This window comes from Mesorhizobium liriopis (genome assembly GCF_024053505.1).
Lineage (GTDB): Bacteria > Pseudomonadota > Alphaproteobacteria > Rhizobiales > Rhizobiaceae > Mesorhizobium_B > Mesorhizobium_B liriopis.
In genome coordinates this window covers 245,002-260,289 of record NZ_JAMXQS010000009.1, presented here as the reverse complement: position 1 = coordinate 260,289, position 15,288 = coordinate 245,002, and the positions used below count along the sequence as shown (strand labels likewise).

Here is a 15,288-nt window from a genome sequence, read left to right as displayed (position 1 = left end):
TCAAAAAGGCATCCTGTTGCGTGCCGACGGCCCCTCATCTGTGCTGAACGGCTCTGAAGCGGCTGTGCGCTCGGCAGCGGGCCGCAATCAAAAGGCAGGCTGATGACGGAACACGCGCTCCCCCAGACCTTCGAACCCAGTGACACCGCAAGCGCGGTCGAGGCGCTGAAGGCTCGTTTCGGTGAAGCTGCCAGCACCGGCTCGTCCGTGCTCGGCCTTCATCGCCGCGACGAAAGCCATCACGCCCCCTTCGATCCCGACATCGTTGTCTTTCCGTCGAGCACCGAAGAGGTCGCCGAGGTGCTGCGCATCGCGTCCCGCTTCCGCGTGCCCGTCACGCCCTGGGGCACGGGCTCGGGCCTCGAAGGCGGTGCCATACCCACGCGCGGCGGCATCACGCTGAGCATGGCCCGGCTCGACCGCATCCTCGAAATCCGCCCCGACGACATGATCGCCCGCGTCGAAGCGGGCGTCCGCCGCAAGACCCTTAACCGCGAATTGCGCGACACCGGCCTGTTCTTTCCTGTCGATCCGGGTGCCGACGCCTCGCTCGGCGGCATGGCATCGACGGGCGCAAGCGGCACGAATGCCGTGCGCTACGGCGTCATGCGCGAGAACGTGCTCGGCCTCACCGTGGTCACGGCTGCGGGCGAGATCGTCAAGACAGGCTCGCTCGCCCGCAAGTCTTCCTCCGGCTACGATCTCACAAGGCTTTTCGTCGGCTCCGAAGGCACGCTCGGCGTCGTCACCGAAGTCTCGCTGCGCCTTCATCCTATAGCGGACTCTGTTTCCGCTCTGGCCGGCTTCGAAACGCTGGAAGGCGCCATCGCCACCGTTATCGACATCAAGCGCATGGGCCTGTCGATTGGACGCGTCGAACTGCTCGACCTCCAGACCGTCCATGCCATCAACCGGGAGCATGCGCGCGGCGGCCCCCTGGCGCTCGAACCGCTGCCGACTTTGTTCTTCGAATTCCAGCATGCGCTGGGCGAAAGCGACCCGTCCACTGAAGCCATCGCCGAGATCGTGGCGAGCCATGGCGGCACGCCGCTCCGATGGATGCGTGGCGCGGATGCGGCGCAGGTGATCTGGGACGTGCGCCGCGATGCCATGGGCTGGGCCGAACGCGAGCGCCCCGGCAGCCGTTCATGGTCCACCGACACCTGCGTGCCGATTTCCGCTCTGGCCGAGTCCATTCTGGGCGCCAGTGCCGACATCGCCGCCTCATCCGTGCCCGGCTATATCATCGGCCATGTCGGCGACGGCAATTTCCACTGCATTTTCATGATGCTGCCGGATGAGGAAGACGAGGTCCACGCCATCGCCGAGCGCATCGCCCGCCGCGCGCTCCAGGCAAGTGGCACCGCGACAGGGGAGCATGGTGTGGGCATCGGCAAGCGCGAGTTTCTGATCGAGGAGCATGGCCTGCCGGCGGTGACGCTGATGCGCACACTGAAAGCCGCGCTCGACCCTCTCGACATTCTCAATCCGGGGAAAGTCCTGCCCGACTTGGTCTGACCCATAAACTCGTAGAATCACATTCCCCGGAATAGCTCTTCAAGCGAAGCCTTTTCCTTTCCGCGCAAAGGGCCGCGACCTACATCCGATGCAACGAAAGGCATCCGAGGAGACGCCGGGTGAACGCTCTTGATCCTGTGTCCGGCTTCGCGCCGGGCAGCCGCCTGCGCCCGCCGGTGCGCTCGGTGCTCGATTTGATCGGCGAAACGCCGGTCGTGGAATTGACCAAGTTCGACACGGGCCCCTGCCGGCTCTTCGTCAAGCTCGAAAGCCAGAATCCGGGTGGCTCGATCAAGGACCGCATCGCGCTTTCCATGATCAACGAGGCCGAACGGCGCGGCGATCTCAAGCCCGGCGGCACCATCGTCGAAGCCACCGCCGGCAATACCGGCTTGGGGTTGGCACAGGTCGGCATTCCCAAGGGCTATCGCATCGTCTTGATCGTGCCCGACAAGATGTCGCGCGAAAAGGTCCAGCACCTGCGTGCGCTGGGCGCCGAGGTACAGCTGACGCGCTCGGATGTCGGCAAGGGCCACCCCGAATATTATCAGGACATGGCCGAAAAGCTCGCGCGCGAAACGCCCGGGGCCTTCTACGCCAACCAGTTCGCCAACCCCGCCAACCCTTATGCCCACGAAACCACCACAGGCCCCGAAATCTGGAGCCAGCTCGAGGGCGACGTGGATGCGGTGGTGGTGGGCGTCGGCTCGGGCGGCACGCTCAGCGGTCTCGGCCGCTTCTTCGCGCGCGTTTCGCCCAAGACCGAGATGGTTCTGGCCGACCCGGCCGGCTCCGTGCTCGCCCCGCTCGTCAAGACCGGCGAGCGCGTGGAAGCAGGCTCATGGACGGTGGAAGGCATCGGCGAGGATTTCGTCCCGCCCAACTGCGACCTGTCCTTCGTGAAAAAGGCCTACTCGATCCCCGACAAGAAGAGCATGGCGACGGCTCGCGAACTGCTGTCGCATGAGGGCATCCTCGCCGGATCGTCATCCGGAACGTTGCTCGCCGCCGCGCTGCGCTATTGCCGCGAGCAGAAGACGCCGAAACGCGTCCTCACTTTCGTCTGCGATTCCGGCAACAAGTACCTGTCCAAGGTCTTCGACGATTTCTGGCTGGCCGAACAGGGCCTGACCGACCGCGAAACTCACGGAAACCTCAGCGATCTCGTCGCCCGCTCGCACCGCGAAGGCGAAACGGTGGTGGTCGGCCCCGACGAGACCCTGATCAACGCCTATGGCCGCATGCGCCGCTCGGACGTGTCGCAACTGCCTGTTCTCGAAAACGGCAGGCTCGTCGGCATCATCGACGAAAGCGACATCCTTTCCCGCGTCGAGGGCTCCTATGAGGGCCGTTGGGAACGCTTCAACGCACCCGTCCGCTCGGCGATGACCGAAGACCTCCACACCCTCCAGGCCGACCAGACGCTCGACGCGCTTCTTCCCGTCTTCGACCGCAACGAAGTCGCCATCGTCTTCGATGGCGCCGAGTTCATCGGCCTCATCACCCGCATCGACCTGATCAACCATTTGAGGCGCAACCGGTGACTTCGCAAAACTCGAACCGTCTCGCCTTCGCCACCCGCACCATCCATGGGGGCCAGAGCCTCGACCCGACCACGGGCGCGGTGATGGTGCCGATCTATGCGACCTCGACCTATGGGCAGGAAAGCCCCGGCGTGCACAAGGGCTTCGAATATGCCCGCTCCCAGAACCCGACGCGCTTCGCCTTCGAGCGCGCGGTGGCCGACCTCGAAAGCGGCAGCGGGGCGTTTGCCTTCGCGTCCGGCCTTGCGGCCATTGCCACCGTGCTCGAACTGCTCGACCAGGGCGCGCATATCGCCGCCACCGACGACATCTATGGCGGCACCTTCCGCCTGCTCGAACGCGTACGCAAGCGCTCGGCCGGTCTTCAGGTGAGCTTTGCCGACTTCACCGATCTCGATGCGGTCGAGAAAGCGATCAGGCCGGATACCAAGCTGCTTTGGGTCGAAACGCCCACCAACCCGCTTCTCAAGATCGTGGACCTGCGCGCCGTGGCCGAGATCGCGCGCCGCCACGACCTGATCGCGGTGGCCGACAACACCTTCGCCAGCCCATACATCCAGCGCCCGCTGGAACTGGGTTTCGACATCGTCGTGCATTCCACCACCAAATACCTGAACGGCCATTCCGACATGGTGGGCGGCGTGGCTGTTGTCGGCGAAAACCGCGACCTGCATGACCGGCTGAAATTCCTGCAGAACGCCGCGGGCGCGATTTCTGGTCCCTTCGACAGCTTCCTCGCCTTGCGTGGTCTCAAGACCCTTGCGCTGCGCATGGAACGCCACTCCACGAACGGCCTCAAGATCGCCCGATGGCTCGAACAGCACCCTTCCGTGCGCCGCGTGATCTATCCGGGCCTTGAGAGCCACCCGCAGCACGCCATCGCCAAGCGCCAGATGCACGCCTTCGGCGGCATGATCACCGCCGTCCTCGACCGTGATCTCGCCGGCACCAAGCGTTTCCTCGAACGCACCGAACTCTTCACGCTGGCGGAATCGCTCGGCGGCGTCGAAAGCCTGATCGAACACCCGGCCCTGATGACCCATGGCAGCATCCCGGCCGAGCAGCGGGAAGCCCTGGGGATCTCGGATGGGCTGGTGAGACTGTCGGCGGGGATCGAGGATGGAGATGATCTGATCAGCGATCTGGAACGGGCGCTGGGGTGAGGTTTCAGTAGACTATTCGGTTGCGAAGCAGACCCTCAAACAGACATTGTGCAGGTGGATATCTCACCCCAACCCCTTACCCCTCCCCACAGGTGGGAGGGGAGGAGGTCGTCGCCGAGCCTTTCTGCGAAGCTTGGTGCCAGGCTTGGAGACGATGGTGGGAGGCTGGTGTCTCCCCTCCCACCTGTGGGGAGGGGTAAGGGGTGGGGGTGACGTCTCCGCCGCACCTCCCTCGCCACTCTGACTTCTATCCAAACCTGCTTCTCTCACCCAAACCGCCGCGCCGCATCGACCCCGAGCCCCAGGCCCACGGACCCGAACGCATCCGACTGCACGATTTCCGCACTGCCGAACCGCTTCGTTGCAGCCGCGAACACAGCCGGCACCTGCGCGCCGCCGCCGGTCAGGATCACCGTTTCCACCCGCTCGGCTCCAACGCCAGCTTCGTCGAGCGCGCTTTGCACCGCGCCGTCGATCCGTGAAACCAGATCGCTCACCGCCGCCTCGAACTCGTCCCGCCGCACTGCGCGTTCCAGCACCAGCCCCGGCTCCTGCATGCGGATCAGCGTCTCGCTTTCCTCGGAAAGCTTGATCTTCGCCGCTTCCACCGCGCCCGCGATGCGATGGCCCGAACGGTTCTCGATCACGTGGTGAAGCTTTTCGAGCTTCTCGGGCTCCGCTGCCTCGCGCCGCAAGCCGTTCACATCGCGCAGCACCTTGGCATTGTAGAGCATGTTGACCCGGTGCCATGTGGCGAGGTCGTTGAAGAGCCAGACCGGCATGCGCCGCTTGCCGTCCTTGGTTTCCGAGCCGAGCCCCAGAAGCGGCTGCATGGAGGCGAGATTGAGAAGCTTGTCGAAATCCGTGCCGCCCACATGCACGCCCGTGGAGGCCAGGATGTCCTCGCGCCGGTCGGGCTTGCCGGCACGGTCCGGCCCGAGGCGCAACAGCGAGAAGTCGGACGTACCGCCACCGATATCGACCACCAGCGCCAGGCTCTCACGCGCCATTTTCGTCTCGTGGAAGAGCGCCGCCGCCACCGGCTCGAACTGGAATTCGACATGGCGGAACCCTTGCGCCCGCGCCGCATCGGCCAGTTGCGCTTCCGCCTCGCGGTCCGCCTCGTCGCTTTCGTCCACGAAGCGCACGGGACGGCCGAACACGGCGCGATCGACGTGCGCCCCGGTCTGCGCTTCGAGCTGCGCTTTCAGATGCGCGAGAAAGCGTCCGATCAGGTCCACGAAGCTCAGGCGCTCGAGCCCGACCAGCGTGCGCTCGCGCATCAGGCTGGTTCCCAGCACCGATTTCAGCGCCCGCATGAAGCGCCCCTGCGCCCCGTCCACATATTCGTGGACCGCCGCGCGACCGAAGTAGGTGGCATGGTCTTCGAGCGAGAAGAACAGCGCGGAAGGCAGTGTCCGGTGCTCGCCTTCGAGCGGCAACAGCGCCGGCTCCGCACCTCTCGCGCAAAGCCCGAGCGTGGAATTCGTCGTGCCGAAGTCGATGCCCGCGAAAAGCGGCGAGGAAGAATGAAGCATGAAAGCGGCCTTGAGCAATGAGAAGCGACGGCTGACGCGCGGCATGCCCACGCGGCGAAGGGGTCTGAAAGCAAATCGGGAGGGCGCCCTTTGACTGCGCTTCGGCGGAGAAATCAACCGCCCTTCCCAAACAATGTGCAGCGCCGCGAAGGGCAATGGGAGAATGCCGCCTGGCCGCGCCATTTCCGCCCCCACCTGTCCTTGCATCGCCCCCGCCATGGCGTATGACGAACCGCAGGTGTGGGGAGAGGAAACGACATGCCGAGCCTGCTTGGGATCGACAACGGACTGACTGTCACCAAGGCGGTGCTGTTCGATGTCGACGGCACGCAGCTTTCCGTCGCCCGCCGCCGCGTGGAACAGTTGATGCCGCGCCCGCGCTTCGTGGAACGCGATATGGCGGGGCTCTGGCGAGCCACGGCGGAAGCCATTCGCGAGGCCATCGCCGCAAGCGGACGCGACGCCGGCGACATCAAGGGCGTGGCGGCGACCGCCCATGGCGACGGCCTTTATCTTCTCGACCACGACCAGCAGCCGCTCGGCCCCGGCATCCTGTCGCTCGACAGCCGGACGGGCAGCATCATGGAGCGCTGGACGCGCGAGGGCGTGGTCGAAAAGGCGCTCGCGCTCACCGGCCAGCCGCCGCATGTTTCCGCCCAATCCGCCCTGCTTGCCTGGATCAGAAAACACGAGCCCGAACGCTTCGGCCGCATTGGCCACATCCTGTCCTGCAAGGACTGGCTGCGCTTCTGCCTCGCGGGCACCGTCGGCACCGATCGCACCGAAGCGAGCATCGCCTTCACCGATGTGCAGACGCAGAACTATTCCCAGGAGGCGCTCGACCTCTTCGGTCTGGGCGAACTATGGCACGCCCTGCCCCCCGTTTCCCATTCGGCCGGGATCATCGGTGGCGTCACCGCCGAGGCGGCGCGGCTGACGGGCCTGAAGGAGGGCACACCGGTTGCCGCCGGCCTGCATGACGTCACCGCCTCCTCGCTCGGCATCGGCGGCCACAGGCCCGGCACGCTGGCCGTGGTCGCCGGCACCTATTCCATCAACGAGGTGGTCTCGGCCGAACCTCGCATCGACCCGCGCTGGTCGTGCCGCAACGCCATCGAGCCGGGCCAGTGGCACGACATGGCCATCTCACCGGCATCCGCCGCGAATTATGACTGGTTCCTCGACACGCTCTGCGCCCGCGAGCAGGCAGCGTCGCTGGCCGATGGCTCCTCGATCCATGCAGTTCTGGGCGAAGAGATCACCGCAGCGCTTGCACGTCCGTCCACCCTGATCTTCCACCCGTTCCTGTTCGGCTCGCCCTTCGGCGACAAGGCCAGCGCGAGCTTCGTGGGTCTGCGCGGCTGGCACAAACGCGGCGACATGCTCAAAGCCGTGCTCGAAGGCATCGCCTTCAATCACCGCACCCATGTCGATGCGCTCCGCGACGGCTTCTCCTTCGACGAGGTGCGCCTCACCGGCGGCGCCTCGCGCAATCCGGCCTTCGCCCAGATGTTCGCCGATGTGCTCGACCTGCCGGTGACGGTCACGCAAACCGACGAAGCCGCGGCCTTTGGGGCTGCTCTTTGCGCCGGTACGGGCGTGGGCCTCTACGCTTCCGTGCAGCACGACCCGCGCGACCTGCTCGCAACCGCCACCGTCTACCAGCCCGACAAGTTCCGCGCCCGCGAGCTCGACCGCCGGTTCTCGCTCTACAACCGCATCGCCACGAGCCTTCAGGCCCTCTGGCCCGACATCGAAAGCCTGGCGGAGACCTCTCATGCCTGAAATCGTCGCCCATCGCCTTGCCCGCTTCGAGACCCCGTCCCCGATCGACGTCGTGATCCTCGGCGCCGGCGTGAACGGCGCCGGCCTGTTCCGCGACCTGTGCGAACAGGGCGTCGATTGCCTGATCCTCGACAAGGCCGATTTCGGCTCAGGGACGAGTGCCGCCCCCTCGCGCATGATCCATGGCGGGCTGAAATATCTCGAAACCGGCGAGTTTCGGCTGGTCGCGCAGTCCACTCTGGAGCGCAATCTGCTTCTCAGGAACGCGCCGCACACGGTGGCACCCCTGCCGACGCTGATCCCGATCTTTTCCTGGTTGAAGGGCATCGGGGCCGCCACGCGCACGCTGTTCGGCTCGAAAACCGCGCCGCGCTCGCGGGGTGCGGCGCTGATCAAGATCGGGCTGTCGATCTACGACTTCTACGGCGCACGCAACCGCGTGATGCCTCGGCACAAGCTGATGAGCCGCAAGGCGGCGATCAGCACACTGCCGGCGATCAACCGCAACATTCGCGCCGCCGCCCTTTATTACGACGCCCGGATCACGCGCCCCGAGCGCCTGGTCTATGAGCTCGTCGCCGATGGGCTCAAGGCCAATGAGCGATCGGCCGCAGCGAACTATGCCGAACTGGTTTCAGCCGAGAACGGGACACTCTCCTTCGCCGTCGAAGGAAAGACCTATGGGGTGCGCCCCAAACTCGTGGTCAACGCCGCCGGCCCATGGATCGATCACGTCAACGCGCAGCTCGGCAGCCCTTCGAAACTGATCGGCGGCACCAAGGGCTCGCATCTCCTGTTGAAGAACGACGAGCTCGTGCGCCAGCTCGACGGGCGCATGGTTTATTTCGAAACCGATGAAGGCCGCATCTGCCTGGCCTACGAATATCTCGGCCATGCGCTGATCGGCTCGACCGACATTCGCGCCGACAACCCCGACACGGTGCATTGCGAGGAAAGCGAGATCCTTTACATGCTCGCGAGCCTCCAGGCGCTGATGCCGGGGCTGAAACTCTCGCGCGACCAGATCACCTATGCCTATAGCGGCATTCGCCCCTTGCCCCGCTCGGACGCAGCGGTCGCCGGCCTCATCAGCCGCGACCACTCCGCGCCGGTGATCGAACAGGACGCCACGCGCCCGTTTCCGATCATTTCGCTGGTCGGCGGCAAATGGACGACGTTTCGCGGCTTTGCGGAAGAGGTGGCGGATACGGTTCTTTCCCGCCTCGCCCGCGCGCGGAAAGTCTCGACCCGAAACCTGCCGATCGGCGGCGGCCGCGACTATCCGATGTCGACACAAGCCCGCCACCGGTGGCTCGCGGATGCCGCCGCCAAAACCGGCCTCGCCACCGCCCGTCTCGACCAGTTGTTGTCACGCTACGGCACCACTGCGCTCGAACTCGCGGGCGACGGCGGCCAGGGCATGGATGCCGAGCGGCTGCCGGGTTCGAGCGACACCAGCCTGGCCGAGATCGATGCCATCGCGAGGCGCGAAGCCGTGCAGCACCTTTCCGACATCGTGATGCGACGGACGACGCTCGCGATCGGCGGAACATTGACGCGGGGTGATCTGGAGGCCATCGCAAAGGTCGCAGGCCATGCGCTCGGGTGGGACGAGGCGCGGCGAGCGCGCGAGATCGAGCAGACGATAACGGAACTCACCAAGCGCAACATGATGCGGTTGTGAGACGACGTCACGCTGCCGTGCGAACGCTCTTGAGCAAGCTGACGCTCCGAGCTGCCCTGAAAACAGAACGGGGCTCCGAAGAGCCCCGCTTGCTTATCGCTCAAGCTTTGGGATGATACTTCTCATCCAGCTTGTTGATGGCCTCGACATTTCCCGCCGAGCGACCGTTCGGGTCGAAGGTGTTCGCCAGAAATGCGTCCGCGACCGACTTCGCCAGCTCCGTTCCGATCACGCGCGCGCCCATGGTGATGATCTGCGCGTTGTTGGAAAGTGCTGCGCGTTCCGCCGAGTAGGTGTCATGTGTCTGGGCTGCCCGAATGCCCGGCACCTTGTTGGCCGAGAGCGCCACGCCGATGCCTGTGCCGCAGCACAGGATCGCGCGGTCATAGGTGCCGTCGAGAATGCCGTTCGCCACGCGGTCGGACAGGTCCGCGTAGAATTTCTCGGCACCCGCCGGCGGGTTGCTCACTTCCGCGACTTCGAGCCCGTCGCGGTCCTTGAGATAGTCTGCCAGCGCTTGAGCCAGCGGAGCGCCCGCGCTGTCGCCTGCGATTGCGATCTTCATGAAAAACTCCTTCCTGAGCAATTCCAGCAAAAGTGTTCAGCGGTTCTGCGTTCGGAATTGTGGTCCAAAAAACCTGAGCGTTTCCTTGAAACGATCAGAGTGCTGCGGCGACCCGCGAAAGAATGTCCCTGTAGCCTTCGACATTCCAGGCCGAGCGGCCGATGAAAAGCCCGTCCACATGTGGGCAGGCGATGAGTTCGGCGCAATTGCCGGGATTGACGCTGCCGCCATAAAGGCAGGGAATCGTGCGCCCGACCACGTTTTGCGCCACCTCGATGATCCGTGCCTGCCGCGCATCCGCATAATCGGCGCTCGCCGGCACACCATTCTCGCCGATCGCCCAGACGGGCTCATAGGCGAGCAGGATGGTCTCACTCTTCTGCGCCTCCGAAAGCTTGCCCAGGGCACCCTCGACTTGCGCCCTCAAAACCTCGTCCGCGCGGCCTGCATCCTTTTCCGCCGCCATTTCGCCGATGCAGATCAACGGGATCAAGCCATGCCGCACGGCAGCTTCCGTCTTGAGGCCCACGGTCTCGTCCGTTTCGCCGAAAAACGCGCGGCGCTCCGAATGGCCGAGCTCCACGATATCGAGGCCGCAATCGGTCAGCATCAGGGGCGAGACCTCGCCCGTCCACGCACCCTGATCGGCCCAATGCATGTTCTGCGCGCCGACCTTCACATCCGTCTCGCCGAGCATCGCCTTCACCTCGCGCACGGCGGTGAAAGGCGGGATCACGAAACGCTGGATGCGCCGATCGTTTTCAGCTCCGGTCAGGCCCTCTGCGAAGGCCTTGGCCTCGCTGAGCACCTTGTTCATCTTCCAGCTCGTGCCGACCCAGACTTGCGGGCTGTCCGCCATTCGAAACTCCTGAAACTGAAAAGGGGCTCCGCGAACGAAGCCCCCTCATTAAACACGCGGCGCTTACTCGGAAAGAGTGAAGGGACCGGTGTACTTGTCGACATTGTCCTTGGTGATGAGGAGGCAGTCGAAAAGCTGCTTTTCGGTTTCGGCGCCGGTCTTGCCGGTCTTGATGAAGCTGTCGGCCTGCTTCACCGCTTCGGCCGAGAACACCGCGACCGGCTGAAGCACCGAGTACTGCAACTCGCCCGCCTTGATGGCGGCCACTGCGTCCGGCGAACCGTCGAAGCCGCCGACCTTCACATTGGCGAGCTTGCCGGCTTCCTTCAGCGCTGCGATCGCACCCAGCGCCATCTCGTCATTGCCGCTGATCACGGCGTTGATGTCGGGGTTGGCCTGCAGCATGGTCTGCATCATGTTGCGGCCCTGCGTGCGGTCCCAGTTGGCGACCTGCGAGGCGACCTTCTGCAGGTCCGGATACTGCGAGATCACGGTCTCGTAGCCGTTGGAACGCGTCGCGGCATTGTTGTCCGACGGTGCGCCGAGCAGCTCGGCATATTTGCCCTTGTCGCCGACGAGCTCGACCCACTGCTGCGCACCGAGCGCGGCACCCTGCGCGTTGTTCGACACGAGCTGCGCCTTGGCGAGGCCTTCCTGGTTGATCTCGGCATTGACGAGGATCACCGGGATGTTGGCCGCGACAGCCTTCTTCACCGCGCCCACCGAGCCGTCGGCATTCGCGGGATCGAGGATGATCGCCACCGACTTGTTGGTGATGGCCGTGTCGATCAGGTTGCTTTCGGTGTTGGTGTCGCCCTTGTGTGCGCCGACATTGGCCGAATAGCCGAGCTTCTCGGCTTCGGCCTTGGCGACATTGCCTTCGGTCAGCCAGTAGGGGTTGGACGGGTCGTTGACGATGATCGAGATCAGGCCTTCGGCAGACGCCGCCGAGACCGATCCGGCCAGAATGGGGGCGGCCAGCGCGAATGTCGCGAACAGCATGCCCTTGATCGTCTTTTTCATTTCACTCTCCTCCTTGGGGTTTGGCTGCGTGGGAGTTTTGCCCCGCACGCGTCTTCTCGTGGACTCAAGATCAGGCCGCCGCTTTGGCGCCCGCATTCGGCAGAGAAGGGGTGGAGCCGGCGGAAGGCTGAGGCGCCTTCACGCGGCGGCGATACTGGACGGCATTGAGCAGCACCGCGAGCACGATGACCGCGCCGGTGAACACTGTCTGCCAATAGGACGAGATGCCGATGATCACGAGACCGTCGGACAGGAAGCCGATCACGAAGGCGCCGAGCATGGTGCCGCGGATCGTGCCGCGTCCACCGGTCAGCGCAGCCCCGCCGATGACAACGGCGGCGATCGCCGTCAGCTCGTAGGTCGTGCCCGCAGTCGGGCCGGCCGAGGTCAGTTGCGAGGACAGGATCAGGCCGGCGATCGCCGCGCAGATACCGGAGATCACATAGACCGAGATCTGCACGCCCTTCACCGGCACGCCGGAAAGCTCGGCCGCGCGCTCATTGCCGCCCGAGGCATAAAGCCAGCGGCCGAACGCGGTGCGGTTGAGAACGAGGCTCGCGATGACGGCGACCACGACCAGAACCACCACGCCCGTCGGCACGCCGAACAGCCGGTCGAAGCCAAGTGCATCGAAGCCCGTATTGCCGAGTTCGGCGCGGCCGCCGAGATTGTTGTAGGTGAGGCCGTTGGTCATCAAGAGTGCAACGCCGCGCGCCATATACATCACCCCGAGCGTCGCCACGAAGGCCGGCACCTTGAAGCGCGCGATCAGCACGCCGTTGAGCAGGCCGACCAGGCCGCCCAGCGCGCAGGCCAGCACCGCCACGACCCAGACCGGCGGATAGAGCACGACCCCCAGGGGCGCGATCGTCACCCCCTGCATCAGGGCGCCCGCGACCACGCCGGCCAGGCCCAGCGTCGAGCCCACGGAAAGATCGATGCCGCCGTTCAGGATCACCAACAGCATGCCGACCGCGAGCAGGCCGAAAATGGCGACATGGTTCGCCATGGTGAGGAAGTTCGAAACGGTGAAATAGTTGGGCGACAGGAAGGAGAACACCACGATGATGGCGATCAGCGCGAAGAAGGCGCGGCCTTCCAGAAGGAGGTAGGCGAGGTCGAAGCCGCCTGCCTTCTTCGAGGAAGCCGGTGCGGCGAGGGCCGAACTGTTGTTGCTCATGAAGCGGCTCCGAATGGCGTCAGGCGACCACGGCTTCGCCCGAGGCGGCCATGATCTCTTCCTTGGAAACGTTTGACCCGAACTGGGCCACGATGCGTCCGCGCCGCATCACGACGATGCGATGGGCAATCGACAGGCATTCGCTCACTTCCGAGGTCGAGAAGATCACAGCCAGCCCTTGGCGCGCACGCTCGGACAGCAAGCGGAACACTTCCGCCTTGGCCCCCACATCGATGCCCCGGCTGGGCTCGTCGAGCAGGATCACGGAGGGGTTGGTGGTCAGCATCTTGCCGATCACCACTTTCTGCTGGTTGCCGCCCGACAGCGATCCGATCGGCACCTCGCTGCCAGCCGTCTTCACATGGACCTTGCGGATGGAATCGTCGATCAGTGCCTTTTCGCGCGAGCGCGACAGGAAGAGGCTCTTGGCGAACGCCTCGATGGAGGCGAGCGACAGGTTGCGCCCGACCGTCATGGTCTGCACGAGCCCGTCGCGCTGCCGGTCTTCGGGCACCAGCACCAGCCCCGCCGCGATGCGCTGGGCAATGGAAAGCTTGGAAACATCCTCGCCATGCAGCACGACGCGGCCGTTGGCCAGCGGCACGCGACCTGCAACCGCTTCGAGCAGTTCGGTGCGCCCGGCCCCCATCAGTCCGTAGATGCAGACGATTTCGCCCGTCTTCACGTCGAGCGACAGGCGGTCCACCACGTCATAGCCCGAGCCCGCCGCATCGTGGACGCTGACATTCTCGACCGCCAGCGCGGTTGCGCCGAACTCGTAGCCGGTGGGCGGCGAGCCCAGATCGAAATTCTCGCCCACCATGTTGCGGACGATCCATTCGAGATCGATGTCTTTGGCTTCCGCCGTAGCCGTAATGTTGCCGTCGCGCAGCACCACGGCATGGTCGGTGATCTGCAGCGCTTCCTCGAGGTGGTGCGAAATATAGACGATGGCGACGCCCCGCGCCGTCAAATCGCGGATCACCTTGAAGAGCACCTCGACTTCCGACGCGCTCAGCGCCGAGGTCGGCTCGTCCATGATCAGAATGCGCGCATCGACGGAAAGCGAACGCGCGATTTCCACGATCTGCTGCTGGCCGAGCCGCAAATCCTCGACCGGCGTCATCGGGTCGATCTCTTCTTCGAGTTCCTCCATCAGGGCCTTGGCCTGACGGGCCTCCTCGGCGAAATCGACGCCCGTCGCCGTGCGGATCTCGCGGCCCATGAAGATGTTGTCGCGCACGCTGAGATTCGGCGCGAGCGAAAGCTCCTGGTGGATGATCGAGATGCCTTGATCCCGCGCCTCCGTGGAGGACGCGAAAGAGACCGGCGCGCCGTCGAGGCGGATTTCGCCTGACGTGGGCGTGGTCACGCCCGACAGGATCTTCATCAGCGTGGACTTGCCGGCCCCGTTCTCGCCGAACAGCGTCGTGACGCTGCCGCGCCGGATGTCGAAGTTCACGCCTTTGAGCGCATGAACGCCGCCATAGGTCTTCACCACATTGCGCGCGGAAAGAACGACCTCGCCGTGACGCGGGTCTGCAGCGCGTTTCGCCACGGCCGCCTGGCTCATGGCTGAACCTCGAGCCGCACCGGCGTGACCAGCCAGCTCTTGGGGTTGATCAGCTTGAACGCGCCCGTCACCGAAACCGTCTTGCCCTTGAGGTTCGCGGCGTCGACTTGTGCCAGCACCGCTTCCTTCATGGCGTTGTTCAGCGCCGAGCCCGCATTCTGAAATTCGATCTGGTTCTTGAACTGCCCGAACACGTATTTGCCCGTCGCATCACGCAGCTCCGTGCCGTTGATGGCGGGTCCCGTCTGAACGCGCACCAGAAGCCCTTCGGGCAGGCCCTCGACCGTGATCGGATAGATGCCCGATTTCGGCTCGCCGGCGATGCCGGTGAACTTCACCGGGAAAACTGCATTCGGCCCCGTGCCCACCGCATATTGCTTGGTGGCCCCGGCTTTGTCGGCGGCCACCGCATCGGCCAGCGTCTTGGCATCCACCGCGCGGCTTTCGATATCGCTCTGCACGTTCGGAAACTCGGTCTGGCCGAAGGTCTGGGGCGAGAAGCCCGCCGTCTGGGCGGCCTGTTCGGAGTCCAGCCGGATCACGGTCGTGTCGAGCGCCATGGCGGCAATGAGCACCACGCCCAGCGCCGAGAGGATCAGCGCGCGCTTCGACAAACGGCTGGCTTTGCGTCGCACGGCAACAGGCTGCGCGGTCATCGCAATCCTCCTCTTAACGCACCGGTTTTTGCGCCCACGTTCCCTCCCGTGACGCTAATCCGGCAACTCGAACACAAGGGCCCGCTGGCTGATGAGGCTGGGGCAGCGCGATGGTTCGCCCGAAAGCTCGCATCGCCAATTTGTAAAAAAATACACTGGCATGAAAAAATTGCAACAGCTATGATTGGTGACGGATGGAG

The 15,288-nt window shown here is 64.9% G+C and carries 12 protein-coding genes; 5 read left to right on the top strand and 7 right to left on the bottom strand.

The window, feature by feature from the left end:
- The first annotated feature begins 102 nt into the window (after nucleotides 1-102).
- From NGM99_RS19325 to NGM99_RS19315, 3 genes are all read left to right on the top strand, one after another.
- Nucleotides 103-1,518, top strand: coding sequence for an FAD-binding oxidoreductase (locus tag NGM99_RS19325; protein WP_252821983.1), 1,416 nt, complete (start codon nucleotides 103-105; stop codon nucleotides 1,516-1,518).
- 119 nt (nucleotides 1,519-1,637) lie between these two features.
- Nucleotides 1,638-3,062 (top strand): pyridoxal-phosphate dependent enzyme, encoded by a 1,425-nt coding sequence (locus NGM99_RS19320; protein WP_252821981.1) that lies wholly within the window; start codon nucleotides 1,638-1,640, stop codon nucleotides 3,060-3,062.
- Nucleotides 3,059-4,225 (top strand): trans-sulfuration enzyme family protein, encoded by a 1,167-nt coding sequence (locus tag NGM99_RS19315; protein ID WP_252821979.1) that lies wholly within the window; start codon nucleotides 3,059-3,061, stop codon nucleotides 4,223-4,225. Before NGM99_RS19320 ends, NGM99_RS19315 begins: the two co-directional genes overlap by 4 nt.
- Nucleotides 4,226-4,491: 266 nt before the next feature.
- On the opposite strand, the gene NGM99_RS19310 is transcribed toward NGM99_RS19315, so the two are convergent.
- A complete protein-coding gene (locus NGM99_RS19310) occupies nucleotides 4,492-5,763 on the bottom strand; it encodes an Hsp70 family protein (RefSeq protein WP_252821978.1) in 1,272 nt (423 codons plus the stop codon).
- 258 nt (nucleotides 5,764-6,021) lie between these two features.
- Between NGM99_RS19310 and NGM99_RS19305 the strand changes: the two genes are divergently transcribed.
- Nucleotides 6,022-7,548, top strand: coding sequence for an FGGY-family carbohydrate kinase (locus tag NGM99_RS19305; protein ID WP_252821976.1), 1,527 nt, complete (start codon nucleotides 6,022-6,024; stop codon nucleotides 7,546-7,548).
- The gene (locus NGM99_RS19300) at nucleotides 7,541-9,232 is read left to right on the top strand and encodes a glycerol-3-phosphate dehydrogenase/oxidase (RefSeq protein ID WP_252821974.1); all 1,692 of its coding nucleotides are present in this window, start codon (nucleotides 7,541-7,543) and stop codon (nucleotides 9,230-9,232) included. Before NGM99_RS19305 ends, NGM99_RS19300 begins: the two co-directional genes overlap by 8 nt.
- 100 nt (nucleotides 9,233-9,332) lie before the next feature.
- Here NGM99_RS19300 and derI read toward each other — a convergent pair whose 3' ends face one another.
- From derI to NGM99_RS19270, 6 genes are all read right to left on the bottom strand, one after another.
- The gene (gene derI / locus NGM99_RS19295; protein ID WP_252821972.1) at nucleotides 9,333-9,797 is read right to left on the bottom strand and encodes a D-erythrulose-4-phosphate isomerase; all 465 of its coding nucleotides are present in this window, start codon (nucleotides 9,795-9,797) and stop codon (nucleotides 9,333-9,335) included.
- Nucleotides 9,798-9,891: 94 nt separating this feature from the next.
- Entirely contained in the window at nucleotides 9,892-10,656 is a 765-nt protein-coding gene (locus NGM99_RS19290) for a triose-phosphate isomerase (protein WP_252821970.1), read from the bottom strand.
- 63 nt (nucleotides 10,657-10,719) lie between these two features.
- Nucleotides 10,720-11,679 carry a D-ribose ABC transporter substrate-binding protein gene (locus tag NGM99_RS19285; RefSeq protein WP_252821969.1) on the bottom strand — a complete coding sequence of 320 codons (960 nt, stop codon included), beginning with the start codon at nucleotides 11,677-11,679 and terminating at the stop codon, nucleotides 10,720-10,722.
- 70 nt (nucleotides 11,680-11,749) lie between these two features.
- Nucleotides 11,750-12,859 (bottom strand): ABC transporter permease, encoded by a 1,110-nt coding sequence (locus tag NGM99_RS19280; protein WP_252821967.1) that lies wholly within the window; start codon nucleotides 12,857-12,859, stop codon nucleotides 11,750-11,752.
- Nucleotides 12,860-12,878: 19 nt separating this feature from the next.
- The gene (locus NGM99_RS19275) at nucleotides 12,879-14,432 is read right to left on the bottom strand and encodes a sugar ABC transporter ATP-binding protein (protein WP_252821965.1); all 1,554 of its coding nucleotides are present in this window, start codon (nucleotides 14,430-14,432) and stop codon (nucleotides 12,879-12,881) included.
- The gene (locus NGM99_RS19270; RefSeq protein ID WP_252821964.1) at nucleotides 14,429-15,088 is read right to left on the bottom strand and encodes a DUF2291 family protein; all 660 of its coding nucleotides are present in this window, start codon (nucleotides 15,086-15,088) and stop codon (nucleotides 14,429-14,431) included. The genes NGM99_RS19275 and NGM99_RS19270 overlap by 4 nt, the downstream gene beginning before the upstream one ends.
- Between the last annotated feature and the right edge of the window lie 200 nt (nucleotides 15,089-15,288).

Bases quoted from the DNA above. Each gene is read 5' to 3' on its own strand.
- NGM99_RS19325 (WP_252821983.1), top strand. From the start codon at position 103: ATGACGGAACACGCGCTCCCCCAGACCTTCGAACCCAGTGACACCGCA.
- NGM99_RS19310 (WP_252821978.1), bottom strand. From the start codon at position 5,763: ATGCTTCATTCTTCCTCGCCGCTTTTCGCGGGCATCGACTTCGGCACG.
- NGM99_RS19305 (WP_252821976.1), top strand. From the start codon at position 6,022: ATGCCGAGCCTGCTTGGGATCGACAACGGACTGACTGTCACCAAGGCG.
- NGM99_RS19300 (WP_252821974.1), top strand. From the start codon at position 7,541: ATGCCTGAAATCGTCGCCCATCGCCTTGCCCGCTTCGAGACCCCGTCC.
- derI (WP_252821972.1), bottom strand. From the start codon at position 9,797: ATGAAGATCGCAATCGCAGGCGACAGCGCGGGCGCTCCGCTGGCTCAA.
- NGM99_RS19290 (WP_252821970.1), bottom strand. From the start codon at position 10,656: ATGGCGGACAGCCCGCAAGTCTGGGTCGGCACGAGCTGGAAGATGAAC.
- NGM99_RS19285 (WP_252821969.1), bottom strand. From the start codon at position 11,679: ATGAAAAAGACGATCAAGGGCATGCTGTTCGCGACATTCGCGCTGGCC.
- NGM99_RS19280 (WP_252821967.1), bottom strand. From the start codon at position 12,859: ATGAGCAACAACAGTTCGGCCCTCGCCGCACCGGCTTCCTCGAAGAAG.
- NGM99_RS19275 (WP_252821965.1), bottom strand. From the start codon at position 14,432: ATGAGCCAGGCGGCCGTGGCGAAACGCGCTGCAGACCCGCGTCACGGC.
- NGM99_RS19270 (WP_252821964.1), bottom strand. From the start codon at position 15,088: ATGACCGCGCAGCCTGTTGCCGTGCGACGCAAAGCCAGCCGTTTGTCG.